Below are 25,317 nucleotides of genomic sequence, written 5' to 3' on the forward strand. Positions count from 1 at the left end.
TTATGCTTTGAACGCGCTGTATTATATACTGTATATTTATCTGATTGGTTATAATAATGGCACTTAATTCTGGGCGATGGATGCTCGATATAGGATGGTTATTCGTTCTGTTAATTCTCCTGTTCCATTTTTTACGGGATAGAAAAGCGCTGCTCCAGGCTCAATCCTGGTTAAAAGTCAAAGGCCATATCACAAGTTGTCAATGGGTAGAACAGGGGAACAGTATCTGGCCAAAAATCGAATACTCCTATCAAGTGCATGATCAAACCTTGATTGGCGAGCACTTGTTTTTGGATACTGCGCATAACAGCCCCAACAGCAAATACTCTCGTCTTATCGCCTATAAAGCAGCGGTTGCTTATAAAGAAAACGCAGAAATCGAGGTTTATTATAATCCCAATCGCCCAGAGCAGTCGGCACTGGATGTGGCTATGCCGACAAAATTGAATGTTATTTTACTTTTAATTGCGGCACTGCTGTTCATTCACATGGGTATTATGGTTTTTCGACTCCTGGGCTAGTTACATCCTTGCTCTCTTTATTAGGACATTGGCAAGGCGGCTCGGTTACCGTAGATTGCAAACTGGTGATACTTAATCCCCGAACTCCCTGACTTGCCGCGGCTGTGGTAAAGCGGATAACTACTTTTAGATTTTGGCGTTGTTGGTATTGAGGATTTTGATACACGACTAATATCGGCATAATGGCTTGCCAATGAGTGGGGTCAAGGGTAATAATTTTCGGTGGTTGCGTTGCCACAGCAGTGACATCGTAGAAATTTTGTTTCACTGTCTCAGGCAGTTTCGAGGCATTCAACGCTTTGCTATAAGCTATCCATCCATCAGAAGTAAAATATTTGGCAATATCCTTTTGTTGTTTAAGATACGTTTTATAGTTAAATGTATAGGTGGCAATAATGGCTTCATTGGCCCAAACCGCTACTTGGGTGCTGTCCGGGGTTGCATAACCCAGCTGAGAAAAAATATAGAATATAAGACCATAAAGCAGAGGGATTAGTTTGTTCATGAGTACCTAAAATTATTAAGCCATTTAGTTAATTGTAGCTATTTTTTAATGACAAAAAAATCCCCGGTTACGTACCGGGGCAAAATTTTTGTGTCTGAAACCAGGTTGTTTCAGACAGCACCCCGCATAAAGAGGGGAAAGCGGGGTCTGAGCATCCGGGGGGAACGCTCATAGATTTAGACACGTGCTGGACAATAAAGTTCAATATTTATTCATAATTTATTTTTTTTCAAGGTCATACCGACCTATAATACGCTCTCAAGACTTTAACCTGCTCACTCATCCTTTAACTTGTTCGAGGGATACGGGAAAGCTCTGGATTACTGCGCTTTCTGGTATCGATAAGCCCGTATTTATGGTATTTTATAGTGTTAATGTTAAAAAAATAATGTGAGAGAGTATGGTACCTAACAGTCGTTTTTATTTCGCCAATCCTGATAAAGTCGGGCGATTTATTAATCGCTGGGATATTCTTTTACTGGTTATCATTTTTGCAATTTTGTTTTTTCTAGGTTGGGCGGGTTCACAAATGGCGACCCCTTATCAGTTGGGCGAACCTATACCCATTTCACTGGCTCCTTCCAATCTTCCCTTCTATGCGCTGCGTACTGTGTTGCGCCTCTTCATTGCATTGATTTTTTCTATAGTGTTTACTTTTATTATTGGTGCATGGGCGGCTAAAAATCGACGTGCTGAACAGGTTATTATTCCGGCCATTGATATTCTGCAATCCATTCCCGTGCTGAGTTTTTTGTCTATTACGGTTACCGGGTTCATTCATCTTTTCCCAAATAGTTTACTAGGCCCTGAGTGTGCTTCTATTTTTGCTATTTTTTGTGCGCAAGTGTGGAACATGACTTTTGGGTTTTATCAATCTTTAAAAACAATCCCACACGATTTGAAAGAAGTCTCTTCTATGTTTCGTCTTTCTGCATGGCAGCGTTTCTGGAAAGTTGAAGTTCCGTTTTCCATGTCAGGACTATTATGGAATATGATGATATCCATGTCTGCAAGCTGGTTTTTTGTGGTTCTGTCTGAGGCCATTTCAGTTGCTCATCAAAATATAAGATTACCTGGCGTTGGATCCTATATTGCTCTGGCGATACAGCAAAAAGATTTACATGCAGTGGGTTATGCCATATTAACCATGGTGATCGTTATTTTTTTATATGATCAGATATTGTTTAGACCATTAATCGCCTGGTCTGAGAAATTTAAAGTAGAACCCTCACCAGATGAAGCAGAATACCAGTCCTGGTTAATTGATTTGATCCGGGGAAGCCGATTAATGAAACGATTTACCAAGACCATAGCAGTATTTACCGATGGTTTTGTTAATGCGCGTTGGCTCAGAATCAGTGAACCAAAGGCCGTAAAAGAAATAGACTTTAAAAAGCAGAAACGTCTGGACAGGTTTTGGGGTGCCTTCATTTTATTATGTATTCTCAGTGGGAGTTGGTTTTTATTAAGGTTCATCCTTGCGGAATTGAAAGCCACTGATATTTTGCATGTATTTTTGCTTGGAGCCGCGACAGGGACTCGGGTGATCGTTCTGATTATCATCAGCTCCTTCATATGGATTCCGGTGGGCGTATGGATAGGCTTAAGACCGCGTATAGCCCAAAAAATACAACCAGTAGTGCAGTTTGTTGCCGCCTTTCCTGCGAATTTATTTTATCCTTTATTTGTAATCGCTATAGTTAAATTTAATTTAAGTGTGGAAATTTGGGTAACTCCGCTCATGATTCTGGGAACGCAATGGTATATTTTATTTAATGTGATCGCCGGGGCTTCTAACATTCCTCGTGATCTGTATCTTGCTGCGGATAATTTCGGTTTAAAAGGATGGATTTGGTGGAAACGATTGGCATTGCCCGGAATTTTCCCTTTTTATATTACCGGAGCAATCACCGCTGCCGGAGGGGCATGGAACGCAAGCATTGTAGCTGAATATGTCAGTTGGGGTAGTGTAACCCTCAAAGCCACAGGTTTAGGGGAATACATACAAGCCAGCACAACCGCGGGAGATTTTCCCCAAATTGCTTTGGGTACGGCAATGATGTGTCTTTATGTATTGGCCTTTAATCACCTGATTTGGCGTCCGCTCTATCGCTTGGCGGAAGAGCGATTTAATTTTAATTGAGGCTCCAATGACTGAAACTATTATTTCCATAGAAAACTTAAGAAAATCGTTTAAAAAAGCATCTACTCAAGATCTGCTGGTTCTTGAAGACGTTAATTTTAAATTACAAGAAGGTGAGATTGTTGCCTTATTAGGTAAATCAGGATCGGGAAAATCTACTCTTTTACGAATCATTGCAGGACTCGTCCCCCCTTCCAGTGGAACGGTGACTTATAGAGGTAAACCCGTAACTCGTCCCGTTGCTGGAATCGCCATGGTCTTTCAATCTTTTGCCCTGATGCCTTGGCTCAATGTTTTGGAAAATGTAGAGCTTGGCCTTGAGGCCCAAGGAGTAAGCCGTGATGAGCGGAGACATAGAGCTATTGAGGCCATCGACATCATCGGTCTGGATGGGTTCGAGTCGGCTTTCCCCAAGGAGTTATCTGGCGGTATGCGCCAAAGGGTAGGTTTTGCTCGTGCCTTGGTGATTAATCCCGATGTTTTATTGATGGATGAGCCTTTTTCTGCTCTTGATGTGCTTACTGCGGAAAATTTAAAATCAGATTTATTGGAATTATGGAAAGAAAAGAAAACCAATACTAATGGCATTTTATTAGTGACCCATAATATTGAGGAAGCAGCAACTTTGGCTGATCGCATTGTTATTTTTGGTAATGATCCCGGATATATCCGCGCTGAACTACCGGTTACTTTGCCACAGCCCAGAGATCCCGAGACTCCTGAATTTCGTGCTTTGGTGGATAAAATATATACCTTAATGACTACCGGACCTAAAGAAAAAGCCAAGCGTGCTCAACGCGAACGTCAAATAGGTTTGGGTTATCGCTTGCCCGATGTAGAACCTTCGGAGTTGTCTGGCTTGATTGAGACCATGAAGTCTTTTGAGGAACGTATCGACTTGCCTGAGCTTGCTGATGAACTCATGATGAATATTGATGATTTGTTTCCTATTCTTGAAACTTTAGAAATACTTGGTTTTGCCAAGGTATCTGCTGGGGATATTCAATTAAGCGATTTAGGAAAACAGTTTTCTGAAGCTGATCTGCAAGAGCGTAAACAGTTATTTGCACAACGACTATTGGAGAAAGTACCACTTGCTCGTTACATTCGTCGTGTTCTGGATGAAAAAGTAGGGCATAGAGTATCTGAAGAACGTTTCTTAAGTAAATTGGAGGATTATCTCAGTGAGAAAGAAGCCGATCGCGTGTTACGTACGATGATCGATTGGGGGCGATACGCTGAGATTTTTGCCTATGATTTTAATACTGGAATTTTAAGTTTGGAAAACCCGGGTAAAGGTTTTTAGTTCAAAACCCGTATCAGCGCAATATAATGCAGCATAATACGGGTTATTGATTAAGCCGGTTTTCTCAACAGGTAATCAAGGATCAGGAACAAGCGTTGTGGACTTCCGGCCATTTGTAAATCTGTTTTATATTTATTATTAATCACAAAAGCAGGCACAGCATTTATTTGATAGCCCGCCATTAAACTCATGCCACTGCTGACGCGCATATCAATAGTTGGTGAGTTCTCAAAAGCACTCTTGGCAATTTCTCTATCAACACCCTGGTTCACAAAAAAATCGATCATTGATTGTTTGGTGTTCAAGGGTTTTTTATCTTCCTGAATGGTTTTAAATAATGCCGGGTTCAGTTTGTCTGATAAAGCGAGAGTTTTAGCGGTGTAATACGCTTTGGCATATAATTCCCACTCAGGTTTGAATACTACAGGGACACGTTCCAGCTGAGCATTTTTTCCCATGTTACCTGCCCATTCATTAAGGGGAGTTTCCATACGGTAACACCAAGGGCAACCGTAACTAAAAAACTCAGTAATGACAGGAGTTTTGCTTTTGGTAACTTGGGGGTTAGAAACCACCTGATAATCTTTACCTTCTCTAAAATCTGCTGCCAGAGCTATAGCCGGTAAAAGGAGTATTAACCCGATTAATTTTCTTAACATGTTTTCAGTTCCTTAATATAGACCTTCAATATAGTGCGCTACTGCCTCCATATCATCTTGATTCATTCTGTTACAGATGTCTTGCATGATATGGTTTAAATCATTTGTTCGCCTGCCCTCTTTAAATGCCTGTAACTGCATTATCGTATATGCTGCATGTTGTCCTGAAAGTACGGGAAATCCTGCTTGTGCGTTACCGGTACCTTTGGGGCCATGGCAGGCAATACATGCTGTTATATGTTTATTAAAATCGCCACCTTTATAAAGCTGCTCGCCGCGCTGAATGTATTTTATGGGCGTTGAGCCTTGGGCGATGGGTATTTTAGCATAATAAGTTGCCAAGTCATCTATGTCTTGTGAGTTGAGTGTAGCAATTATGGCGGCCATTGTCGGTGCATTGCGTTGAGTACCTTCTTTCAAATCATTAAGTTGCTTAATAAAATATTTCTCATGTTGTCCGGCAAGATTGGGCCATTCGGGATTGGAGCCAACCCCTTGTTGCCCATGACAGGCGGTACATCCCAAGGCTTTGTTTGTTCCGGTTTGGGAATTATCTTGGGCATGAGTTATAACTGGCAAGCACAGGATAAAGATTAGTGCTAATTTTTTCATCGATTTCTCATCATAAATTCTTGAATTAATGGTACACTGCTTAGGTCCAAATCCCAAAATGAAATTAGATCTTATGCCAGTAAATCCGTATTCTAAAGCAGTTTTTTTAAAAAGCGCTGCTCGCGTTGACCAATTACCTGAAGATTCCGGCTATGAAGTAGCTTTTGCTGGACGCTCCAATGCGGGAAAATCCAGTGCCTTGAATTGCCTGACGACAATTAAAAGTTTAGCAAGAACCAGCAAAACCCCGGGCCGTACTCAATTAATTAATCTTTTTACCTTAGACGAAGAGCGCCGTCTTGTTGATTTGCCTGGCTACGGTTATGCAAAAGTTGCCTTACAAGTGAAATTGGAATGGCAAAAACATCTGGCCCATTATCTTGAAGCAAGAAACAGTCTGAAGGGTTTAGTCCTGTTAATGGACATACGGCATCCTTTAAAAGAGCTGGATCAGATGATGATTGACTGGGCTTTAAATCGTCAGCTACCAGTCCATATCTTATTAACTAAATCTGATAAACTAAGTAAAAGCGATGTAAAAAATTGTTTACTGAAAGTGCGCAAACACTATGATCTTGCCAAACATATCATTACCGTGCAATCGTTTTCTTCTTTGAAAAAAGAAGGAGTTGATGAGTTGATTTCTTCATTAAATCAATGGTTTGAATGGAGTTAATTCAACAAGCTTTGCTGGGTACAAGCCTCATAGCCATCAAGCTAAGGAAAGTCTCTGTCGTTGCAAGCGTAGCGAAGCAATCCACGGAGTTTTATTTGAAAATCGTACGAGATTGCTTCACTACGCTTGCAACGACAGTTAATTTTAACTGATTTCTCCAACTCCAACAAAAAAGTGGGAAAAAGTAAAACTTTCTTCTTCAATAAAAAAAGATATGGAAATTATCAAAAGAGGTATTAGTAACTGCTTGGTTTTTAAAAAATCTCCCACAATCCACATGGTTAATTAAATAAATCTTTAATAATACAGTTGGGTTCTTTGCTATACTCATCGTTAGTTAATATAGCTACTATACGAGGGTATCGTTATGCCAGCACTTTCTATCCATGCTTATACTCGTACTCATTTAGAATATGCAAAAATACATGAAGATGCAATATGGCGATTTTATATAGATTTTTATAGACAAATAACTCCTAAAGGTAAACGGGAAGGAGACAAGTTGTTTGATGTGGATGAGCCAGGATATATAAAGGCAATGCTTAAAGCGCATCAATACATGAATAAAATAATTCATGAAAGCCTTACTGCAGAACATATATTAAATTTATATCATTGGGCAATGGAGGGTGTTAAAAAAACTAATTTAATGGACTTTGATGAATTTGGGAAGTTTAGAAATAATGATGTCAGCGGATTTTGGTTGATGCTAAACTCTAAAGGGAATGAATTATCAGGGAATGTTTCACCTGAGGGTCTTAGAGAATTCCTAAAAGAAATTATTCAGAATAATAATCCTAACAATTATAAAATTTACAAAGCAGATCTTGATATCCTAAGTATTGCAGTATTGAAGTGTAAAGAAGGAGATAATGGCTTAGATAATGCGGTTGATTATCTGCACAAAGAAATCCTTGCCGGGAAAACACGGTTTGTTTCCCCCTCAATGTCACATAGTGAGATAAAGAAAAAAGTTAAGCAATATATTGATGAGTATCATTTAGAGTTGAGTAGAGCTCTTAGTGAAGAAAAAAAATTAGAATGCGTTATTAAGTTATGTCAAAATTTAGAGCGACTTCATCCTTTTATCGACGGTAATTGTCGAACTCTCGTAATGTTAACTTTAAACTGCGAATTAATAAAAGATGGCTTTCCGCCAACAATGCTAGAAAATCCAAATCGATTCGATTTTTTTTCTATAGACCAATTAAAAAATGAAATTAAGCTTGGTTGGGAAAACGCTAAACAATTTCAATCTCAAGTTACACTCTTGCCGACCTATAAAAAATTGTATATTTATGCAGATGTATTGCATAAAGAGTATAAAACCAGTTTTTTCCCTAAAAAAGAAACATTTTCTAAAGCGCAGAAATTAGAAAATTTGCTTCAGAATCTCAAAAAACTCTCATTAGAAGATGCCATTGATGCAATAGAGGATAATTTAAATATTATTGGCAAAGGTAGAGGAGTTACTACAAAGCTTTTAAACTTATCCACTCCATCAAAAAAAATGCTAATGGAACTTGTTAAAGAGATTAAAGATTTAAAACATCAAAATGAACATATTATGACTCAATAATTTGTTATTTATTGCAAAGCATCATTTGAACAATAAATTGGACAATCTTAAGCTAAAGAATGAGAATAGTAGTTAAAATGTTGTTTGCTGGCATAGATCGTCCATAATCTGTATCCTAGACCACATAGTATCCAGAGGATGTTTAATCACGGCACAAAGGCTTCTTATTAAGCAGGTCTATTTTTTATCGATACAGACTGATCAATTCAATCTGTCTGCGTTCTTCGATGGTCAAGTGAAAATCATCGAGATGTAAATCTTCATCCATGTGCTGAGGATTTGTAGTTCCCGTCAAAGGCAATATTCCTATATCTTTTGCAAAGCGAAAAATAATTTGGGGAATGGATTTTTTATATTTAGTCGCAAGGGATTGGATGAGGGGCAGTGAAAGATAGGGATGATTGGCCGTTAATAGGGAAAATCCTTGATAAACAAGTTCATGCTCAGCACAAAAATCTCTAATCTCCTGATCCCACTGATTGAAGGCAAAACATCGATTTTGGACAAAAGTTGGTTTAATTGAAACTTCTTTATAAAGTTCAACCAGTTGGCTTATACTGACATTTGAAATTCCCAAGAACTTCACCCTGCTTTCATGAACCAACTGTTCCATTGCTTCCCAGACTTCCCAATCTGTAGGACTAAGTCCTTTACTGTAGTACGGTCCATGAAGAACATAAGAATCAATGTATTCAGTTTGTAAATGTTTAAGCGAACTTGCAAAGGATTGAGTGACCTGGTTTTTAAAAGGATCTTGGTCGTTATACGGTTTGCGCTCATCTTGACCTGCGGCAAAGGTGAATTTTGTTTGAATAAATAAGTCTTCTCGCTGCATAGGACTTTTATTCAAAAATTGCTGGATCCCAAGTCCCACTCCTTCTTCATAATAATGTTTCCGTTGATTCGCAGTATCAATGCCTGTAAAACCCGCTTGTAAGGCATGAGCAACCAATTCTTGAGTCAGCCCTTCTTTCCAGGCTGTTCCATACAGGAAGGGCGGTATCATGTGCTGGTTAATCACTCGTTCAGACTGTTCATTTGAGCGATTTGAGATTTCTGTTCTCATGTTATTTTTGCATCTCCTTCATCAACTCTTCAATAATATGGGGATTGGCCAAGGTAGATAAATCGCCCAAGTCTCCAATCTTCACCACTTCCTGGCAAGCGATTTTACGTAATATACGGCGCATAATTTTACCGGAGCGCGTTTTAGGCAAATCGTTGGTAAAATGAATGACATCTGGTTTTGCTATAGCGCTTATTTCTGTTTTTACATGATTGATCAGTTCTTCTTGTAAGGTGGAGTCCGCATGGTAGCCGTGTTTCAAGATAACAAAAGCGTAAATTCCCTGACCTTTAACATCGTGGGGTATGCCTACCACCCCCGCTTCAGCAACCATAGGATGACTGACCAGTGCGCTTTCAACTTCAGCAGTTCCGAGGCGATGGCCAGAAACATTAATGACGTCATCCACTCGACCTGTAATCCAATAATCACCATCTTCATCACGTTTTGCACCATCTCCAGTGATGAAGTACCCTTTGGATAAGTAGGTTTCACAATAACGTTTATGATCGCCGGCAATCGTTCTTGCCATAGAGGGCCATGGGTATTTAATGGCTAAAAACCCTTCCCCTGCCCCTAATAATTCATGACCACGATCATTGAGTAGTACGGGAACGATACCAGGAACCGGCTGGCTTGCTGCACCAGGCTTTATAGTGGGATCAGTAATTCTGGGGCTTATCATAATGGAGCCGGTTTCAGTTTGCCACCATGTATCAACTACAGCACATCTGCCTTGTCCTACTTTGTCCTGATACCAATGCCATGCTTCCGGGTTAATAGGCTCCCCGACACTACCCAGTAAACGTAAAGATTGTCTCGAACTTGAACTCAGCCATTGATCGCCTGCTCGCATCAGCGCGCGGATGGCAGTAGGGGCGGTATAAAATACGTTAACCTGATGCTTATCAATGATATGCCAATTTCTTGCTGCATCCGGCCATGTGGGAATGCCTTCAAACATTAAGGTGGTAATGCCATTACACAGAGGGCCATAGACAACATAGCTGTGTCCTGTAATCCAGCCGACATCAGCTGTACACCAGAATACCTCACCTTGCTGGCAATCAAATATTAATTGATGGGTATATGCTGCCTGGACCAGGTAGCCACCTGTGGTATGTACTACTCCTTTAGGCTGTCCCGTACTGCCTGAGGTATAAAGTATAAAGAGTGGATCTTCTGCACCCATGGATTCTGGAATGCATTGAGCTGTGACTTGTTGTTTTAACTCATGCCACCAATAGTCTTTGTTTTTATCCAGCGTGATGGGGAGATCACCGGTTTTAACAACCAGGGTTTGAATGCTTAAGTCGTTACAGGCTTCGTCTGCCTGTTCTTTTAATGGAACTGTTTTGCCACCACGCTGTAAGCTGTCAGCAGTAATAAGGCACTTACACGCTGATGCAAGCAGGCGCTGTTTCAGGGCATGAGCAGAAAATCCTGCAAATATAACGGTATGAACTGCACCGATGCGGGCACAGGCAAGCATGGCAATTGCGGCTTCAGGTATCATCGGTAAGTAGATAGCTACGATATCGCCTTTACCAACCTTTAACCGTTTAAGCACATTACTCATTCGGCAAACTTCATCATGCAGTTGGGAAAAAGTCAGTATTTTTTGCTGTTTTCCATCGTCACCTTCCCAAATAATGGCGGGCTGATTGGCTTTATGAGGTAGATGTCTGTCCAGACAATTAGAACTGACATTTAACCTGCCGCCTTGAAACCATTTTACATCACCATGCTTTAATCCACCGGCAAGAGTAGTACTCCAGGGATGCATCCAATCTATGGTTTGTTTGGCAATTTCAGCCCAAAACTCAGTTAAGGCTACTTCGGTATCAGTCAGTTTGGGGTATGATAAGTGAGCTGAATGCATGCTAGACCTCTTTATCTTTAGCAATCAGTTTAATGATAGCTGAAAAATCTGCATCTCCCAGTCCTTGATCAATAAAATGTTGATACAGCTCAGTTGTTTTGGCGCCTAGTGGTGTTTCCAGGTTTACTGTACGAGCGGTATTCTGACTTAAGTTCAAATCTTTTAGCATCATTGCAGCAGCAAATCCGGCTTTATAATCATTATTGGCAGGAACATTTTCTAAAATACCAGGGACGGGGACATACTTGCTTACTACCCAGCACTGGCCTGATGCACTATTAACCACTTCATGTAATTTTTGGTTAGTAAGACCTAGTTTTTCTGCCAACGTAAACGCCTCTGAAACAGCAATCATGGAAATACCCAATATCATGTTATTACATATTTTTGCAGCCTGACCACTGCCGGCATCTCCAGTATGGATGATTTTTTGCCCCATTAATGAGAGTATAGGCTTTGCGGCCGTGTAGGCATTGTCCTCACCACCCACCATAAAGGTCAAGGTAGCCGCAACTGCTCCTGCTACACCACCAGATACAGGAGCATCGACAACCAGAAAATGATTTTCTTTGGCTATCTGATGTAACTCGCGAGACGTTTTTACATCAATGGTGGAGCAATCAATGAAAAGCGTACCTTCTTTGGCTTTATTAAATAACCCATCTACGCCAGTGCAGACATGTAATACCTGTTGTCCTGTTTGTAACATGGTAATGAGAATGTCTTGATCTTTGGAGGTATCCTGTAAATTATGGGCAATTAAGCCGCCCGCCTCAGAAAATCGTTCCATCGCAGTCAGTTGCAAATCATATCCGGTAACGTGATGACCTGCTTTAACAAGATTGATGGCCATAGGTAAACCCATATGCCCCAATCCTACAAATCCTATTTTTGCCATTTAAATCTCCGTAATCATCCAGATTATTCATGGGTGGGCATTGCAAAAGCATTTTCCTTTAACACATTGACGGGCCATTTACTGGTTACTGTTTTGCGACGAGTATAAAAATGAATGCTTTCTTCACCATGCATATTGGTATCGCCAAAGGCAGATCGTTTCCAGCCCCCAAAGGGGTGGTTGGCGATGGGAACAGGTATAGGAATATTAATTCCTACCATACCCACCTGAACACGTTGGCTGTATTCACGCGCACTGAATCCATCCCGAGTGAAAATGGCGGTGCCATTACCGTATTGATTCTTATTAACGAAGGTAACAGCCTGTTCAAAATTTTGTACTCTGACGATCACTAAAACAGGACCGAAAATTTCATTTTGATACACTGACATGTGCTCTTCTACTCCATCAAAAAGGCATGGACCGAGGAAAAACCCTTGTTCATGTTGAGCGTGTTTAAATGTTCTGCCATCAATGATTAATTTGGCCCCTTCTCCTACGCCCTTTTCTATAGCCGTCAGGACTTTTTGACGATGAGCCTCACTAATCAGAGGCCCCATATCTGTGTTTGCAACATCACCAGCATCAATGCGCATGGCTCGAATCTGAGGTGCCATTTTAGCAATCAGGGCATCGGCAGTTTGATCGCCTACCGCAACGACCACCGAGATGGCCATACAACGTTCGCCTGCAGAGCCATATGCTGCACCAACTATGGCATTGGCTGCTTGATCCAAATCTGCATCAGGCATAACCACACAGTGATTTTTAGCTCCACCAAAAGTATGAGCTCGCTTACCATAGGCAGTAGCAGTGGTGTAAATAGATTGAGCAACTGGGGTAGAAGCTACCGCAGTAAAGGCTGCAATGTCGGGGTGAGCTAATAAATGCTCCACGGTGGTTTTATTGCCCTGTAAACAATTGGCAACGCCTGCAGGTAAACCGGCCTCGGTTAATAACTCCAGCAAACGAACGGGAGCAGAGGGGTCTTGTTCTGAAGGTTTAAGGATAAAGGTATTACCACAAGCTATGGCAGGGATCATCATCCAAATAGGAACCATTACCGGAAAATTAAAAGGAGATACTCCAGCACAGACCCCCAACGGTTGTCTTATCGTATGACAATCAATATGACTGGCTACATTGGCTGAAAAATCACCTTTGAGCTGATTTACCAGGCCACAATGTAATTCGACCACCTCGATGGCGCGAGCTACCGATCCTTTAGCATCATCTATCGTTTTACCGTGTTCACGAGTTACAATTCGGGCTAGATCCATTTGGTTTTTTTCTAACAAATCTCTGAATCTAAATAAAATTCGCGCTCTCTTTATCGCTGGGGTTTGCGCCCATTCCATCCCTGCTTCTTTTGCCGTGGCAACCGCCTTGTCACAGGTTGCTTTGGAGGCGACATGTACCTCGCCAATGGCTTCGCCTAAAGCAGGATTGTAAACAGGGTGGCTTTCCGTATTTGTTTCGTTAACCGCTTGACCACCTATATGGTGTGGCACGTTATATACCATTACTAAACTCCTTTTTAATATTTTTAATTTGGTTATTATTTAGTCACGGTTTTAAGGGTTGCGTGATATTGGCGGTTGGACTCATTGTCTCGAGACCATTGTGTTTCTATCACTTCAAATTGAATGGGATTACCAGCTTTGTCTAATGCATTTTGAATTGCATCATCAATTCCTGATTCCGAAAATCCTGTAAAAACTTCTATACTTTTCATAGACATCCTTTTAACATTCTTCCGAGAGAGATATAGTCTAGCATGAAGTAAAACTATTAAGGTAATCAACTTTTATTCCAAACAGGGTTAAATAATTCAAATGTTTTTATCAGGTAATTGTTTCGCTGAATTATTTATACAATAATGAATTACTTAAAGCAGTAAAGGAATCTAGCTATGGGAAAAGGCAGAATTTTACGCGTTTTGGAGGGTTTGGTATTACCACAAGAGGTAACTTCTACGTTAAGTGAACTCTTACCTGGTTATGTGATGGAACGTTATCAGCAAACTCCTGATTATCAGCAAAGTATTATACAACGTATCCACAGTCTGTACGAAGCTTTTTTATTTACTCTTGATGCTTACCCCCTTGATCCTAAATTCACACCTCTTAGCGCCGATACATTAAGGGGTTATGCTGAGGAATGTAAAAATGAATGTACGTTAAGAAAAGTATCACTAGATGACTTACATAAAGAATTAGAGAAATTTACAGCTAAATTAGTACATGTTTTAGCCGCATGCTGGCAATGGCCCTCCGGTGAGCCTGTAAAAGAAGCTATTGCATGTTTAAATGAGGCCGAATGTTATAAATTAATGATGAATCATGGTCGTCCCGATATCGCCACTTTAGTGGCTACAGAAATAGATGGCACTAAAGAGTATGTCTTACAATATGATGAGGCAATTCCTTCTCATTACGAGCAATTAATTACAGAGCTTAAGACAATAAAAACCAGCAACTACCCTAAAACACCCTCCTGGTTTCGTCGACTTCCTGAGTACCAACAAGCCTATTTCTGTAATTTGAAACTGGATGTATTCAGCCCAAAGGAGGTAGCTCAGGAGCTTAATCAATTTATTCTGGCATGGGGGGATATTAAAGGTAAATCCTTGACTTTGGCCACCGATTTAAAACAAATTCAAACGGATACTCCTCCATTTCCAAACTGGTTTAATCAATTAAGTGTACAGCTTAAAGAAATGGTAAGGGTTTTAGCGCTTAAACCAGAGAGTATAAAGCACAATTTAGCTCGATTTAAATCCATGCTCGCTGAAAGTGCGAATAAAAATGAATTCAAGAAAACGCTGGCTCTAGTGCCTGTTATCCCTCAATGGTATTGGGTTTTAGCACACCGCAAACAATGTTTTTTAGGACATGTGCTTAAAAATAGCGAAACTATAGAAGATGCAGTTTCGTCCCTATCAAGTCGTAATCGTGATTTGCCGGCTCCTTCAAATTTCGGAGCTCATAGTTTAAAAAAAATTAGTGCCAAGGGGGAAGTGGTTGAGCTTTTTGGAAGAAGATTTCGGTCAAGCCATGTCGCAACGCGCGATGGTTTAAAATTTCCCGAGGCGGTTCAACAACGTCATTGCGACTCAAATTTGACGAAGGTGATGGAACATGCCAGACCAGAAGTACCTTGCTTGATGCAGACTCTAATTAGCCCGATTCATGCAGTAGATTATGTACCTGGCATAGTTACCAATTATTTACCTGAATTACCCCCTGATCTTGAATTATATAAATTAGCTCGTGCAGCGGTTGCGCGCAGGCAACGTGTCGCCAATATCTGGCAACATAACCATCCCTTTAATATTGCCAAGCTCTATTATTATACCCAGACTACTGATCCTGAGAGTATATCCATATTAACCAATGCACAGAGCTATGTTGCCGCGACTCCCGGTTTAAAGGAACTTCTGGATGATTACAAAAATGTTCTGGAGTCTCCAATGCTGTCAGCCACTTTTTGGGACTACGATGGTCGAGAGTTGTATCTAAGCTCTCTAGAGCAATTAATTATTCTCACCATCGGTGGATTGAGTTATGGGTCTTGCGTCAGTGGCAAAGATAGAAAGGCAATAGAGTTATTACACACTGATGCCATGATTCTGTATGAATCAAGATATGGCAACTGGCCAAAATTTGGTGATCCTAAAGATAAAGAGGAACGAGGTCGTTTTGTAACTACGTTTGTCGATCTTTATATTTCTCGTCATCAGCACGAACTTGCCGGGCAAAATGCTCCAGGCTCAAAGGGAATTAAAACCCCTGGAATGTATTTACCAAAAGATATTGTTGAAGAAATTAATAGACGTTTAGCTTCAGAAAGGGCGATAGAATTTGATGATCGATTAGCTACGGATAATGAAGTAAAGTATATCAGCAAAGATTTGAAGAGAAATTTTTTACCAGAAAATGAACTGCTCTGTACATTGATGGCCAAACAACTGGGAGAACCTGGATGCACCAAACTGTATAATGCATTAGGTGCATTGATCAATGAAACGCAAAGATTTAGGAAGCCTAAAGGTAGTTGGACTTCTTCATGGTATAAAGATGCTGAATCAATTCCCAGAGGAATCGATGCCATTCGAACCGTTATGGCGGATGAGTATGCCGGCAAAAATAATGTTCAGCGGCTTACGAGAATATTTTGCGCTGTTTTAAGCCACCCGGAAAAGGATAACACCAGTACTCCTGCAACTAATTCGGTTTATGATAATCTGATCAATATAATAAAACCCAAATCAGGGAACAAGCTCGATGCTCTTGCCGATGTAGCAGTAAAAGAGTGGGAGTTATTGTTTGAAGAGTCCAAAAGAGCAAACCTGGGTTTAGTTTATTAGTAAGGTTTTGTAGCGTTCAAACAATAGCATGCCGGATTTTACTATCTGAAGTTTGGTATTTCTATGTGCTGGGCTTTCACAGCCCAATTTATACTTCGGTTAAAGTAAATGTTCCAGACCATAAATCAGAGTATTCAAATTTTGTACTTTTTGACAAGCTAGTACTACTCCGGGCATAAAACAATGGCGATCAATACTGTCGTGAGTAAGTGACAGGGTTTCACCACTGCTGCCGAAGAGAACCTCTTGACGAGCAAGAACCCCCGGCAAACGTAACGAATGAATATTAATATCATGATGTGTCCCGCCTCGCGCGCCTGGAATTAATTCTTTTAAATCCAGTTTATTCTTGGGTTTTTTTCTCGCCGCAGCAATCATTTCCGCAGTTTTTAGCGCAGTTCCTGAAGGGGCGTCCAGTTTTTGTTGGTGATGGGCCTCGATGATCTCTACTTCGGGCATGTACTCCGCTGCTTTTGCTGCAAAAATCATCATCAAAACAGCACTAATAGAAAAATTGGGAACAATAATACCCCCTAATTTTTTTGCATTACAGCGCTCAGTTAATTCCGTTATTTGCGAACCAGCTAATCCTGAGGTGCCAATCACCGGACGAGCACCCTGGTCAATAATAATCATGCTGTTAGCAAAAACACAGTCAGCACGTGTTAAATCGACAACGATTTGGGCATCCGTATCTCTAATCGCCTGGGCTAAATTGTCTTGTTTATTGAGCTGACCTACTAGTTTAAACTCACTATGATTTACTAAAGTTTCACAGGCAAGGGAACCCATTTTACCATTAGAACCATTAACTATGACTCGAGCCACCATGTTTTCTCCATTTGGAATATTTACAATTTAAGATAGAACACCCATTTCTTGGAATATTCGGGTTTAAAATTTAGCGTTCAGTTGACCTTTTTTCAGGATGAGCCATACGCCATGCCCATACCGATGCAAAGGGCCAACCAATTATTGAAGCTTGCATAATCAAGGCCAGGAAAGCACCTCCTGGGTTATCATAAAGTAATAGAACTAGCCATGGTAAAAATACAGCAAGAGTTGACATCAGTATCCGTTTCATCATGTCTCCATTCCCTATAAATATATTAATTATATGCTTATCATGCTTCATTGGCTAATTGGATGTACCGTCAAAATTTATTTGATTACCGCGAAATGGCAGAGAGTGCTTGCAAAAACTCATTAAACATTGTACATTGTGCGCTCATTTCTAAATCGAATAACAGTATTATTCCATTAGCTAATTTCCGGATATGACAACCAACATCGCAAGGTCAACAGACTTTTTCAAATCAAATAACTTTGGTTATTATCACACTACTTCACTCTTTTTAACAAAGGTACCAGAATGAGAAAACAGGAGCTGCATCCGCGCACCGCTGTCATTAATAAAAGCCAAAAAAATAAATCTAAAAAAGCCCGAATCGATGCCTTATCGTGGCTTGCGCTTAATTTCCCCAATGCATTTGATAATTCCGTACAGATAAGCCCCTTGAAAAAAGGAATCATGGATGACATCATGCTTCATGCAGACAAAGCTGCAGAAGCGAATATTTCAAAAAGCAAATTAAGAGAGGCGGTTGTTCTGTTTACCCGTCGTCTTGATTACCTGGCTTGTCTTAAGGCTCGGGAAATGCGCGTTGATTTGCAAGGAAATACGGTATCCGAAGTCACTACAGAAGAGGCAGAGCATGCTGCTGTTAAAATAAAAAAACGTATAGAAAAAGGTGTGCGAAATGCGCGTAAAATAATGGCAGAAAAAAATGCAGGGCAATCAATACCTCAACAACCAACTGGGAACGCAACAAAATCAACCAATCAACCGTCTTCAGGAACAGATGATTATTTACCAACCTATCCAGCTCGAGGCCCTGCGTATGGTGCTCAAAGTGTATCACCGCAACCAGCCCGATCCGCGGCAGTTGTTGTGAAACATAAAACCACCAGGCAGTACGATCCTGATGCTGTAGCTCGCTTGAAGGAAAAACTGGGTTTGTCTCGCAGTTTAGAAGAGAAAAAAGTAACGGCGGAGTAACATGAGAACTGGGACACTGATTTTCAGTTTGCTGTTTTCTCAATTGACCTTTGCCTCACCTCAATTTACGGTGTCTACTCCTGATTTTCAAAGTCATTTTGACTTTAAAGGTGCTGAGTTATGTGCTACAGCAAAAGAGACTTTAGCTTATTTAAATAAAGGATCAGCTTATGATCCTTTAGTGATTCATGCAGGCCAGGCAGTCAAAATACCCGTGGACAGAGTTAAAGCGACCTTGATATTTGTTTGCCAAAACCAGAATCAAATGAATAATCCAGCTTTTATAAAGCAACATTTTTATTTTATTCGCTGGTATCCTGATGTACATCGTGCAAAACGGTTGGCTGCGAATAAACCTTTGCTACAGAATTTACCCAAAGATCGTATTTTAATGACCAAGTATTATGTTCACTTAGCCAAAGCCAATACCCAGTATACCCCTAAAACACCCTTCGCCCTGTATGCATTACCTAAAGACGAGCAACATTTAACTCTTGAACAGGCTAATGAGCACCCCGATTTAACTCGATTTAAATACGGCAAGCAGTCTATATTAAAAGGAGCATTAGAAAAAAAATCGGTGCCAAAACTAGCCTATTTAAGTCGTGAAAACCTGGAGGCGGCCCTGTTGCAAGGGACAGTGGTAGCTGATTTTGGCGGTGTCAGCAACAAAAAAATATTTAACGTACATCGAAATAATAATATTGCATACAGCCGCACCAAAACCCCCTATGCTCAGGAGCGTTTTTGGTATTTTAAACAGGTTGCTGGAATAAAGGGTTATGGTAAAGATGCGGAATATAAAATAACGGTTAATCCTGGTGTTACCTTCGCCGCTGATTTGGAGCAGTTGGGTCTTGGTAAAATGTTGATGATTCAGTATCATGATCAATCCGGTGCCGTTATTTCTAAAGCAGGAATTCTTGCTGATACCGGTGGGGCCTTCGCGGATAATTTATATCAAGTGGATTACTTGACAGGAAGCTACCCAGGCAAAGAGACTTTTTATAAAGCCTCTCGTCATTTACCTGATTATGTAGACGCCTATTTTATGATTTTAAAAGAAAGTAACAAAAATAAATAATTAAAAGTTTAACTGTTCTAGAACCTCGCTTTACATTGATTCGGGTGCTACACGAGAAGTTTCGTTGAGATTTTTTTCGTTAAATATAGTCTCCAGCTGTCTACAAAATAGCTCCCTTTTAGGTGATGCTTCAAAAGGATTTAGATAGTTATAGAGGCTCTGAACGTAATTAGCTGTTTCATCATCAAGTTCACTTAGCTTGACAGATACTCCTGTTGTTTCAAAACTTTCATTAATGAATTGTGTCGCAATGTATTCTTTATTATCTTTGAATTGGTGATATAAATGCTCAATGCCTCTTTTTTTATCCAGCAAAATTGCCGCTTTGAAAAGTGGAAACTGTTTAAAATTGTCTTCTGCTCTTTTCTCTAGTAATAATGGAGCTATTTTATCAAGTTTCTCTATCGTTTCAAACACTTCGTATTTTATGTGGGCTGATTCAAGGAACGACGCAGGAAGGGGTGGTTCATCCGGGGTATTATATTGCTGAAATACTGCTTTTACGATCTCGAAAGGATTCGCAAAAGAGTTATCTGCATCATTTTTTTTCTTATCTGCAAACATCATATTACAAAGACAGCGGCCAAAATCAATTAGGACAACTTGCAGGTGATTGGATTTTTCAACTAAACCCCAATTTTCACCCCCCCTATCATCTCTGCCAAGTAGGGCCAATAATACAGCGCATACACCCAACCCACGTATTCGTTTATGTTGTGCGGGAAATCCATCGTGTTCTGCAAAATCGATTAATCCACCTGCGTCAATTTTAAATCCAAACAGGGTTTGATTTTCATAATGATAACTTGCTTTCCATGAATGAAAGTTATCTATAAAATCAGGCCCTATCAATGGAGCACGGGTATGGGATTCGTAGTAGCGGTTATATTTTGGCGTGCAATGGGGATCAATATCGCGAACTATCTCGGAACAAAATATTTCCCTGGATATGGCAAACTCTTCTTCAGACGGCTCAATTTCATCGTCAAACAGCATATTTGGTCCATCGCCACAGGGTTTCGGAGCGGAGCTTTCATTATCATCTTCATCGCCGCAAACACCTATTGCTGTATCACTTGTAACGGGACTGTTATCTTGCCTGAAATAAAGTGTCTCATTACCGTCGACATCACCCGTTTTCAGTAAAACCTTTTTGTCTCCATTTTCTTTTTTGGCAATACAGACAACCGTATTACCCTCGGGGGCGTCACTAAACCGAATATATCCAGTTGTTTTTTCTGGCATTGTTTTAGATAATTTAAAAAACTTCAAGGTACACCTCAATGATTCGTTTAGGTTAATTTAAATAAGAATGTTCAATTAGTGCGTGAGCAACAGAATAAATCTGATACAGAGTAGCAAGATTACGGACATCGTCAACTGATAAATTGGATTGATTATTGTTATCTGTAGTGGAATTCAGGTGGTGGTTTTAGCACATTACTGCGTTATTTTTTATGTTTGAGCCGTTCAGAATAAATCTTTTGACGTACAGCGAACAAGCCCAGGGAGTGTTCAAAAATAATAAGATCATGTTTTTTCAGTGAATTAATCTGTACACCTTACGAACTGTGCATATGGCGCACTCCGTAGGGCCGTTAGATTTTACGAGGATCGTTCAGTAACAAGCCACGGCACGTTGAGATTTTGAGCCACATGATAGACTCCTAATGCTTATGAAGGTCCAGAATGTTCATCATTTATTTTCTCGCCCGGACATTTCTCGTTCGGCCAAGGATTTGTAGTAATATTAAGCTTCTCAAGTAGTGATTTGCGCAACGCTCTGCTTGTAGTTGCGGTTGCTCCGGACCAAAAACCAGTGACGCATGTAGTGGTGTCACATCCCCCTCCAAACGTCACAAAATTCTGATCATGATTGATTTTACAGCTGCATATCGCTTTCTTTTTATTCATGGGATTGATAGTACATGGGGCATCAAGACAATCCGTCCATGGTTTGCCACGTGGGCAACTCATGCTTTTCCTGTTGTTAAATTGCTTGAATGAAAAAGTTGATGTCAGGTGTTTTATTTTAAAGCCTCCTTTTTGAGGCACACGTTTTGCACACGTTTGATAGCCGACACTGTCTCCTGTCTCAATGACGCAAGAACAAATAGCATAGTCTGGGTGTCTTGGATCAGGAATACACGGAGCGGAAGTACAAAGAGCATACTCTTGGGAACAGATAATGGGCGAAGCCTTCGAGACGGCATGCGCAGTAACAGTAAAAAAGGCTAATATTAAAAATAACATCAAATAACGACTGTTCATTTTTGCGTCCTTGTCACAAATTACCGCAGGGTTTCAACGCCTGCATAAGCAAGTCTACTTCTCTATCTTAATAATTTCCATGGAGTTGGTTCCTCCCGGGGTTCCTATTTGTCTGCCTCGAGTTAAAAGAACATAACCTGGTTCTTCTAGATGGCCTGAATTTACCAATTCAGCAATGATTTGTTGATGCAAATCTTGGACCTTAAATTCATGATAGTTCATGTATATCGGGAACACATTATTGACCAGACTCAGCCGTCCTATAGTTCGTTTATTAGCTGATAAGGCAAAAATAGGGACGGTACTGTGCTGTCTTGAGACCCATAGGGCAGTATCACCTGACTCAGTAAGAGTGATTATGGCTTGAATAGGAAAATGATTGGCTGCATGCATCGTGGCCATTGCAATCGCCTGATCTGCACGCTTAAAATGCTGGGTTTGCGAATCGGAATCATAGAAAAAACTGGCATGCTTTTCGGCGCTCAGGCATATTTTATTTACCATAGTAATTACTTTCACAGGAAAAAGGCCACTCGCTGTTTCTGCAGAAAGCATAACGGCATCTGTACCGTCGAGGATTGCATTAGCCACATCAGAAACCTCTGCACGAGTAGGTTGCGGATTATTGATCATGGACTCCATCATTTGAGTTGCAGTAATCACCACCTTATCGAGCAGACGGGTTTGTTCTATAATATGTTTTTGGATCGCAGGAACTTCCGCCGCACCAACCTCTACTCCTAGATCACCACGAGCTACCATTATTGCATCGGCTTCATGAATAATTTCAGTCAGGTGTTCAAGAGCTTCTGTCCGCTCAATTTTAGCAATGATAGGCGTTCTTTTTGCCCCAAATTCATCCATCAAGGATCGTGCATGGCGAATATCCGCAGCATCTTTTACAAAAGATAAACTGATGTAGTCGACTTCTGCTTCGACTGCGGTGCGCATATCCTGAATATCTTTATCAGTTAATGCTCTCGCGGCAAGTCCGCCTCCTTTTCTGTTTAATCCCTTGAGATCGGTTAATACACCACCTTCGATAACTCTACAGTGAATTTTAGAAGCAATAATTTGGATGACTTCCAATTCAATTACTCCATCATTGAGTAGCAGATAATCACCCACCGAAAGCTCATTAGCCAGGTTGGGGTAGGCTACCGAAACTGCCTGGAGATCGCCAAGTGCATTAGTGGACGAGCAATCAAGAATAAAAGATTGACCATCTATCAAAGTGATTGATTTATTTTTGAAACGCCCTATTCGAATTTTAGGACCTTGTAAGTCAGCCATAACAGCAAGGGGATGATTTAACTCTTCAGCAATTTTTCGTACTAATGCAATCAGTTCAATCGCTGAAGAGTCAGCATGAGAAAAATTAATTCGCACCACATCGACCCCTGCACTGAGCATAGCGCGCAGCGTTACGGGGTCATTACTGGTTGGACCTAATGTAGCAACTATCTTAGTTCGACGTAACATCTTTAGCTCGCTCCTGCAAAATGGCGACTGCTGGCAAGGATTTTCCTTCCAAAAACTCCAGAAACGCCCCACCTCCTGTGGAAATATAAGAAATTTGCTGATTAAGATCATAAAGATCAACAGCAGCCAAGGTATCGCCACCTCCTGCTATGGAGAATGCATCACTTTCAGCGATTGCAATGGCCAGGGCTCGAGTTCCATAGGCAAATTGCGCAAACTCAAATACACCTACTGGTCCATTCCAAATAATGGTTTTAGCCAAATCGATGATGTCGACATAGTCACTAATTGTAACTGGCCCTATATCAAGAATCATATCGTCAATTGCTACATTTGCCAAAGACTTATTAAAAGCAGGGCAGTATTCATTAAACGTTTTACCTACAACAACGTCTGACGGCAGGGGAATATGACAGCCTTTTTCTTTAGCCAAGGCAAGTATCGCTCGCGCCTCGTCTAATAACTCGGGCTCAAAAAGAGAAACACCAACTTCAAAACCTTGGGCTTTGAGAAACGTGTTGGCAATACCACCGCCTGGAATCAGGTAGTCAACCTTACCCACTAATTGTTTTAACAAACTGAGTTTGGATGAAACCTTTGCTCCACCAACGATGGCTACGATGGGTTTTTGGGGATTTTTCAGAACGTGTTGCAAGGCATCAAGTTCTCTTATCAATAAGGGACCCGCCACTGCTACTGGCGCATATTGGGCAACCCCATAAGTCGATGCTTGAGCTCTATGAGCGGTACCGAAAGCATCCATAACAAAAAAATCACACAACCTGGCCAGTTTTTTGGCAAGAGTGGGGTCATTATTTTTTTCACCGATATTAAAACGCACGTTCTCACAAATAACTAATTCGCCGGGTTTTACTTCTATGCCGTCAAGGTACTCAGTAACAAAACGTACAGGATAATTCAGATTTTGTTTTAAATAATCGGCAACCGGCTGCAAAGATAAACGGCTTTCAGAAGTGCCCTCTTCTGGACGGCCAAGGTGCGAAAGTACCATAACTGCCGCCCCAGCATCCAAAGCTGCCTGCAGGGTAGGTAATGCTGCTTGCAGTCTTTGGTCACTGGTTATCATCCCATCTTTAATTGGGACATTTAAATCTTCGCGAATTAAAACCCTTTTGCCTTTCAGGTCTACATCACTCATCTTAATAAGATTCATGGACTATCCCTTAACAATTCATCATTTGTTGTGCCGTATCAATCATACGATTAGAAAAACCCCATTCGTTATCATACCATGCCACAACTTTTACCAAATTACCCAAAACCTTAGTTTGAGTCGCATCAAAAATAGCTGAGGCAGGGTTATGATTAAAATCACAAGAAACCAAAGGATCCTCGTTAATTTGTAAGATGCCGCTTTTTGCCTTTCGTACCAAATCATTAACTTCGGCTACTGTTGTTTCTCGTTGGGCTGTAAACGTTAAATCAATTACAGATACATTAAGAACAGGTACGCGCATGGCAAATCCATCAAGTTTTCCTGCTAACTCAGGTAACACAAGACCTACAGCAGAGGCTGCACCGGTTTTAGTAGGGATGATAGACTGGGTTGCGGAACGGGCACGACGTAAATCCTCATGACTGCCGTCCAGTAACATTTGATCATTAGTATAAGCATGAACCGTATTGAGCAAACCATACTTAATACCCAAGGCGTCATTAAGTGGCTTCACCACTGGGGCCAGACAATTTGTGGTACAAGAAGCATTGGAAACAATGATGTCAGAATTTTTGAGTACGGAGTGGTTGACGCCATAAACTATTGTAGCATCAACCCCTTTTCCAGGAGCTGAAATTAATACTTTCTTGGCACCCGCAGTAATATGCTGCATGGCTGACTCTCGATCAGTAAAAAAACCGGTACACTCTAAAACCAGATCAATATTAAGTTCTTTCCAGGGCAGGTTTTTAGGATCACGATGGGCCAGAACTTGAATACCATGCCCATCAACAATCAGCATATTACCTTCGATACTGACCTCAGATGCAAAAGAACCATGAGTTGAATCATAGCGGGTAAGGTGGGCCGTTACATCGGTACCCGAAAGGTCATTTATTGCAACAATTTCAAACTCATTTTGTCTGTTGGTTTCAAAAATCGATCTTAAAATGCAACGACCAATCCGGCCATAGCCATTAATTGCGACTCGTATTGCCATAGTACTTCTCCGAGTTAAGGTGTTCTCG

The 25,317-nt window shown here is 40.7% G+C and carries 23 protein-coding genes; 8 read left to right on the plus strand and 15 right to left on the minus strand.

Annotated features, from left to right (window positions below; genetic code table 11):
• The first annotated feature begins 56 nt into the window (after positions 1–56).
• Complete coding sequence (locus HRS36_RS01160; RefSeq protein WP_226905538.1) at positions 57–521, plus strand: DUF3592 domain-containing protein; 465 nt, start codon at positions 57–59, stop codon at positions 519–521.
• Here HRS36_RS01160 and HRS36_RS01165 read toward each other — a convergent pair.
• Positions 496–1,026 (minus strand): DotI/IcmL family type IV secretion protein, encoded by a 531-nt coding sequence (locus HRS36_RS01165; RefSeq protein WP_173235755.1) that lies wholly within the window; start codon positions 1,024–1,026, stop codon positions 496–498. The genes HRS36_RS01160 and HRS36_RS01165 overlap by 26 nt on opposite strands.
• Before the next feature lie 400 nt (positions 1,027–1,426).
• Here HRS36_RS01165 and HRS36_RS01170 point away from each other — a divergent pair, with 400 nt between their 5' ends.
• Together HRS36_RS01170 and HRS36_RS01175 are read left to right on the plus strand one after the other, a co-directional pair.
• Complete coding sequence (locus HRS36_RS01170) at positions 1,427–3,169, plus strand: ABC transporter permease (RefSeq protein ID WP_173235757.1); 1,743 nt, start codon at positions 1,427–1,429, stop codon at positions 3,167–3,169.
• Positions 3,170–3,176: 7 nt separating this feature from the next.
• On the plus strand, positions 3,177–4,475 hold the full coding sequence (locus HRS36_RS01175; protein WP_173235759.1) for an ABC transporter ATP-binding protein: 1,299 nt from the start codon (positions 3,177–3,179) through the stop codon (positions 4,473–4,475).
• Between the two features lie 50 nt (positions 4,476–4,525).
• On the opposite strand, the gene HRS36_RS01180 is transcribed toward HRS36_RS01175, so the two are convergent.
• Positions 4,526–5,134: a thiol:disulfide interchange protein DsbA/DsbL gene (locus tag HRS36_RS01180; protein WP_173235761.1), complete on the minus strand. Its 609-nt coding sequence runs from the start codon at positions 5,132–5,134 to the stop codon at positions 4,526–4,528.
• 12 nt (positions 5,135–5,146) lie between these two features.
• The gene (locus HRS36_RS01185; protein WP_173235763.1) at positions 5,147–5,746 is read right to left on the minus strand and encodes a c-type cytochrome; all 600 of its coding nucleotides are present in this window, start codon (positions 5,744–5,746) and stop codon (positions 5,147–5,149) included.
• A 73-nt stretch (positions 5,747–5,819) separates the two neighbouring features.
• Between HRS36_RS01185 and yihA the strand changes: the two genes are divergently transcribed.
• Together yihA and HRS36_RS01195 are read left to right on the plus strand one after the other, a co-directional pair.
• Positions 5,820–6,422, plus strand: coding sequence for a ribosome biogenesis GTP-binding protein YihA/YsxC (gene yihA, locus HRS36_RS01190; RefSeq protein WP_173235765.1), 603 nt, complete (start codon positions 5,820–5,822; stop codon positions 6,420–6,422).
• Positions 6,423–6,789: 367 nt separating this feature from the next.
• Positions 6,790–8,001, plus strand: coding sequence for a Fic family protein (locus tag HRS36_RS01195; RefSeq protein ID WP_173235767.1), 1,212 nt, complete (start codon positions 6,790–6,792; stop codon positions 7,999–8,001).
• A gap of 184 nt (positions 8,002–8,185) precedes the next feature.
• Here HRS36_RS01195 and HRS36_RS01200 read toward each other — a convergent pair whose 3' ends face one another.
• The 5 genes from HRS36_RS01200 to HRS36_RS01220 all read right to left on the minus strand — a co-directional run bounded on the left by HRS36_RS01200 (position 8,186) and on the right by HRS36_RS01220 (position 13,582).
• On the minus strand, positions 8,186–9,007 hold the full coding sequence (locus tag HRS36_RS01200) for an aldo/keto reductase family protein (protein ID WP_173238405.1): 822 nt from the start codon (positions 9,005–9,007) through the stop codon (positions 8,186–8,188).
• A 61-nt stretch (positions 9,008–9,068) separates the two neighbouring features.
• On the minus strand, positions 9,069–10,949 hold the full coding sequence (gene acs, locus HRS36_RS01205; RefSeq protein ID WP_173235769.1) for an acetate--CoA ligase: 1,881 nt from the start codon (positions 10,947–10,949) through the stop codon (positions 9,069–9,071).
• A gap of 1 nt (position 10,950) precedes the next feature.
• Entirely contained in the window at positions 10,951–11,847 is an 897-nt protein-coding gene (gene mmsB / locus HRS36_RS01210; RefSeq protein ID WP_173235771.1) for a 3-hydroxyisobutyrate dehydrogenase, read from the minus strand.
• A gap of 23 nt (positions 11,848–11,870) precedes the next feature.
• Positions 11,871–13,370, minus strand: a complete 1,500-nt coding sequence (locus HRS36_RS01215) for a CoA-acylating methylmalonate-semialdehyde dehydrogenase (protein WP_173235774.1) — start codon at positions 13,368–13,370, stop codon at positions 11,871–11,873.
• 35 nt (positions 13,371–13,405) lie between these two features.
• The gene (locus HRS36_RS01220; protein ID WP_173235776.1) at positions 13,406–13,582 is read right to left on the minus strand and encodes a dodecin domain-containing protein; all 177 of its coding nucleotides are present in this window, start codon (positions 13,580–13,582) and stop codon (positions 13,406–13,408) included.
• Between the two features lie 177 nt (positions 13,583–13,759).
• Here HRS36_RS01220 and HRS36_RS01225 point away from each other — a divergent pair, with 177 nt between their 5' ends.
• Positions 13,760–16,216 (plus strand): oxidoreductase, encoded by a 2,457-nt coding sequence (locus HRS36_RS01225; protein WP_173235778.1) that lies wholly within the window; start codon positions 13,760–13,762, stop codon positions 16,214–16,216.
• A gap of 99 nt (positions 16,217–16,315) precedes the next feature.
• Here the strand turns inward: HRS36_RS01225 and dapB are convergent, their stop codons facing one another.
• Together dapB and HRS36_RS01235 are read right to left on the minus strand one after the other, a co-directional pair.
• Positions 16,316–17,047, minus strand: coding sequence for a 4-hydroxy-tetrahydrodipicolinate reductase (dapB, locus tag HRS36_RS01230; protein WP_173235780.1), 732 nt, complete (start codon positions 17,045–17,047; stop codon positions 16,316–16,318).
• A 70-nt stretch (positions 17,048–17,117) separates the two neighbouring features.
• On the minus strand, positions 17,118–17,300 hold the full coding sequence (locus tag HRS36_RS01235) for a hypothetical protein (protein WP_173238406.1): 183 nt from the start codon (positions 17,298–17,300) through the stop codon (positions 17,118–17,120).
• Positions 17,301–17,588: 288 nt separating this feature from the next.
• On the opposite strand from HRS36_RS01235, the gene HRS36_RS01240 reads away from it, so the two are divergent.
• Positions 17,589–18,275, plus strand: a complete 687-nt coding sequence (locus HRS36_RS01240) for a ProQ/FinO family protein (protein ID WP_173235782.1) — start codon at positions 17,589–17,591, stop codon at positions 18,273–18,275.
• Between the two features lies 1 nt (position 18,276).
• Entirely contained in the window at positions 18,277–19,359 is a 1,083-nt protein-coding gene (locus tag HRS36_RS01245; RefSeq protein ID WP_173235784.1) for a hypothetical protein, read from the plus strand.
• Between the two features lie 30 nt (positions 19,360–19,389).
• On the opposite strand, the gene HRS36_RS01250 is transcribed toward HRS36_RS01245, so the two are convergent.
• From HRS36_RS01250 to gap, 5 genes are all read right to left on the minus strand, one after another.
• Complete coding sequence (locus HRS36_RS01250; RefSeq protein ID WP_173235786.1) at positions 19,390–20,631, minus strand: hypothetical protein; 1,242 nt, start codon at positions 20,629–20,631, stop codon at positions 19,390–19,392.
• 402 nt (positions 20,632–21,033) lie between these two features.
• Positions 21,034–21,630 (minus strand): hypothetical protein, encoded by a 597-nt coding sequence (locus HRS36_RS01255; RefSeq protein WP_197933204.1) that lies wholly within the window; start codon positions 21,628–21,630, stop codon positions 21,034–21,036.
• 54 nt (positions 21,631–21,684) lie between these two features.
• Entirely contained in the window at positions 21,685–23,112 is a 1,428-nt protein-coding gene (gene pyk, locus HRS36_RS01260; protein WP_173235788.1) for a pyruvate kinase, read from the minus strand.
• Positions 23,096–24,286, minus strand: coding sequence for a phosphoglycerate kinase (locus tag HRS36_RS01265; protein ID WP_173235790.1), 1,191 nt, complete (start codon positions 24,284–24,286; stop codon positions 23,096–23,098). Before HRS36_RS01265 ends, pyk begins: the two co-directional genes overlap by 17 nt.
• A gap of 10 nt (positions 24,287–24,296) precedes the next feature.
• Positions 24,297–25,289, minus strand: coding sequence for a type I glyceraldehyde-3-phosphate dehydrogenase (gene gap, locus HRS36_RS01270; protein WP_173235792.1), 993 nt, complete (start codon positions 25,287–25,289; stop codon positions 24,297–24,299).
• Positions 25,290–25,317: the final 28 nt, after the last annotated feature.

The sequence above is a fragment of the Legionella antarctica genome (genome assembly GCF_011764505.1).
Taxonomy (GTDB): domain Bacteria; phylum Pseudomonadota; class Gammaproteobacteria; order Legionellales; family Legionellaceae; genus Legionella; species Legionella antarctica.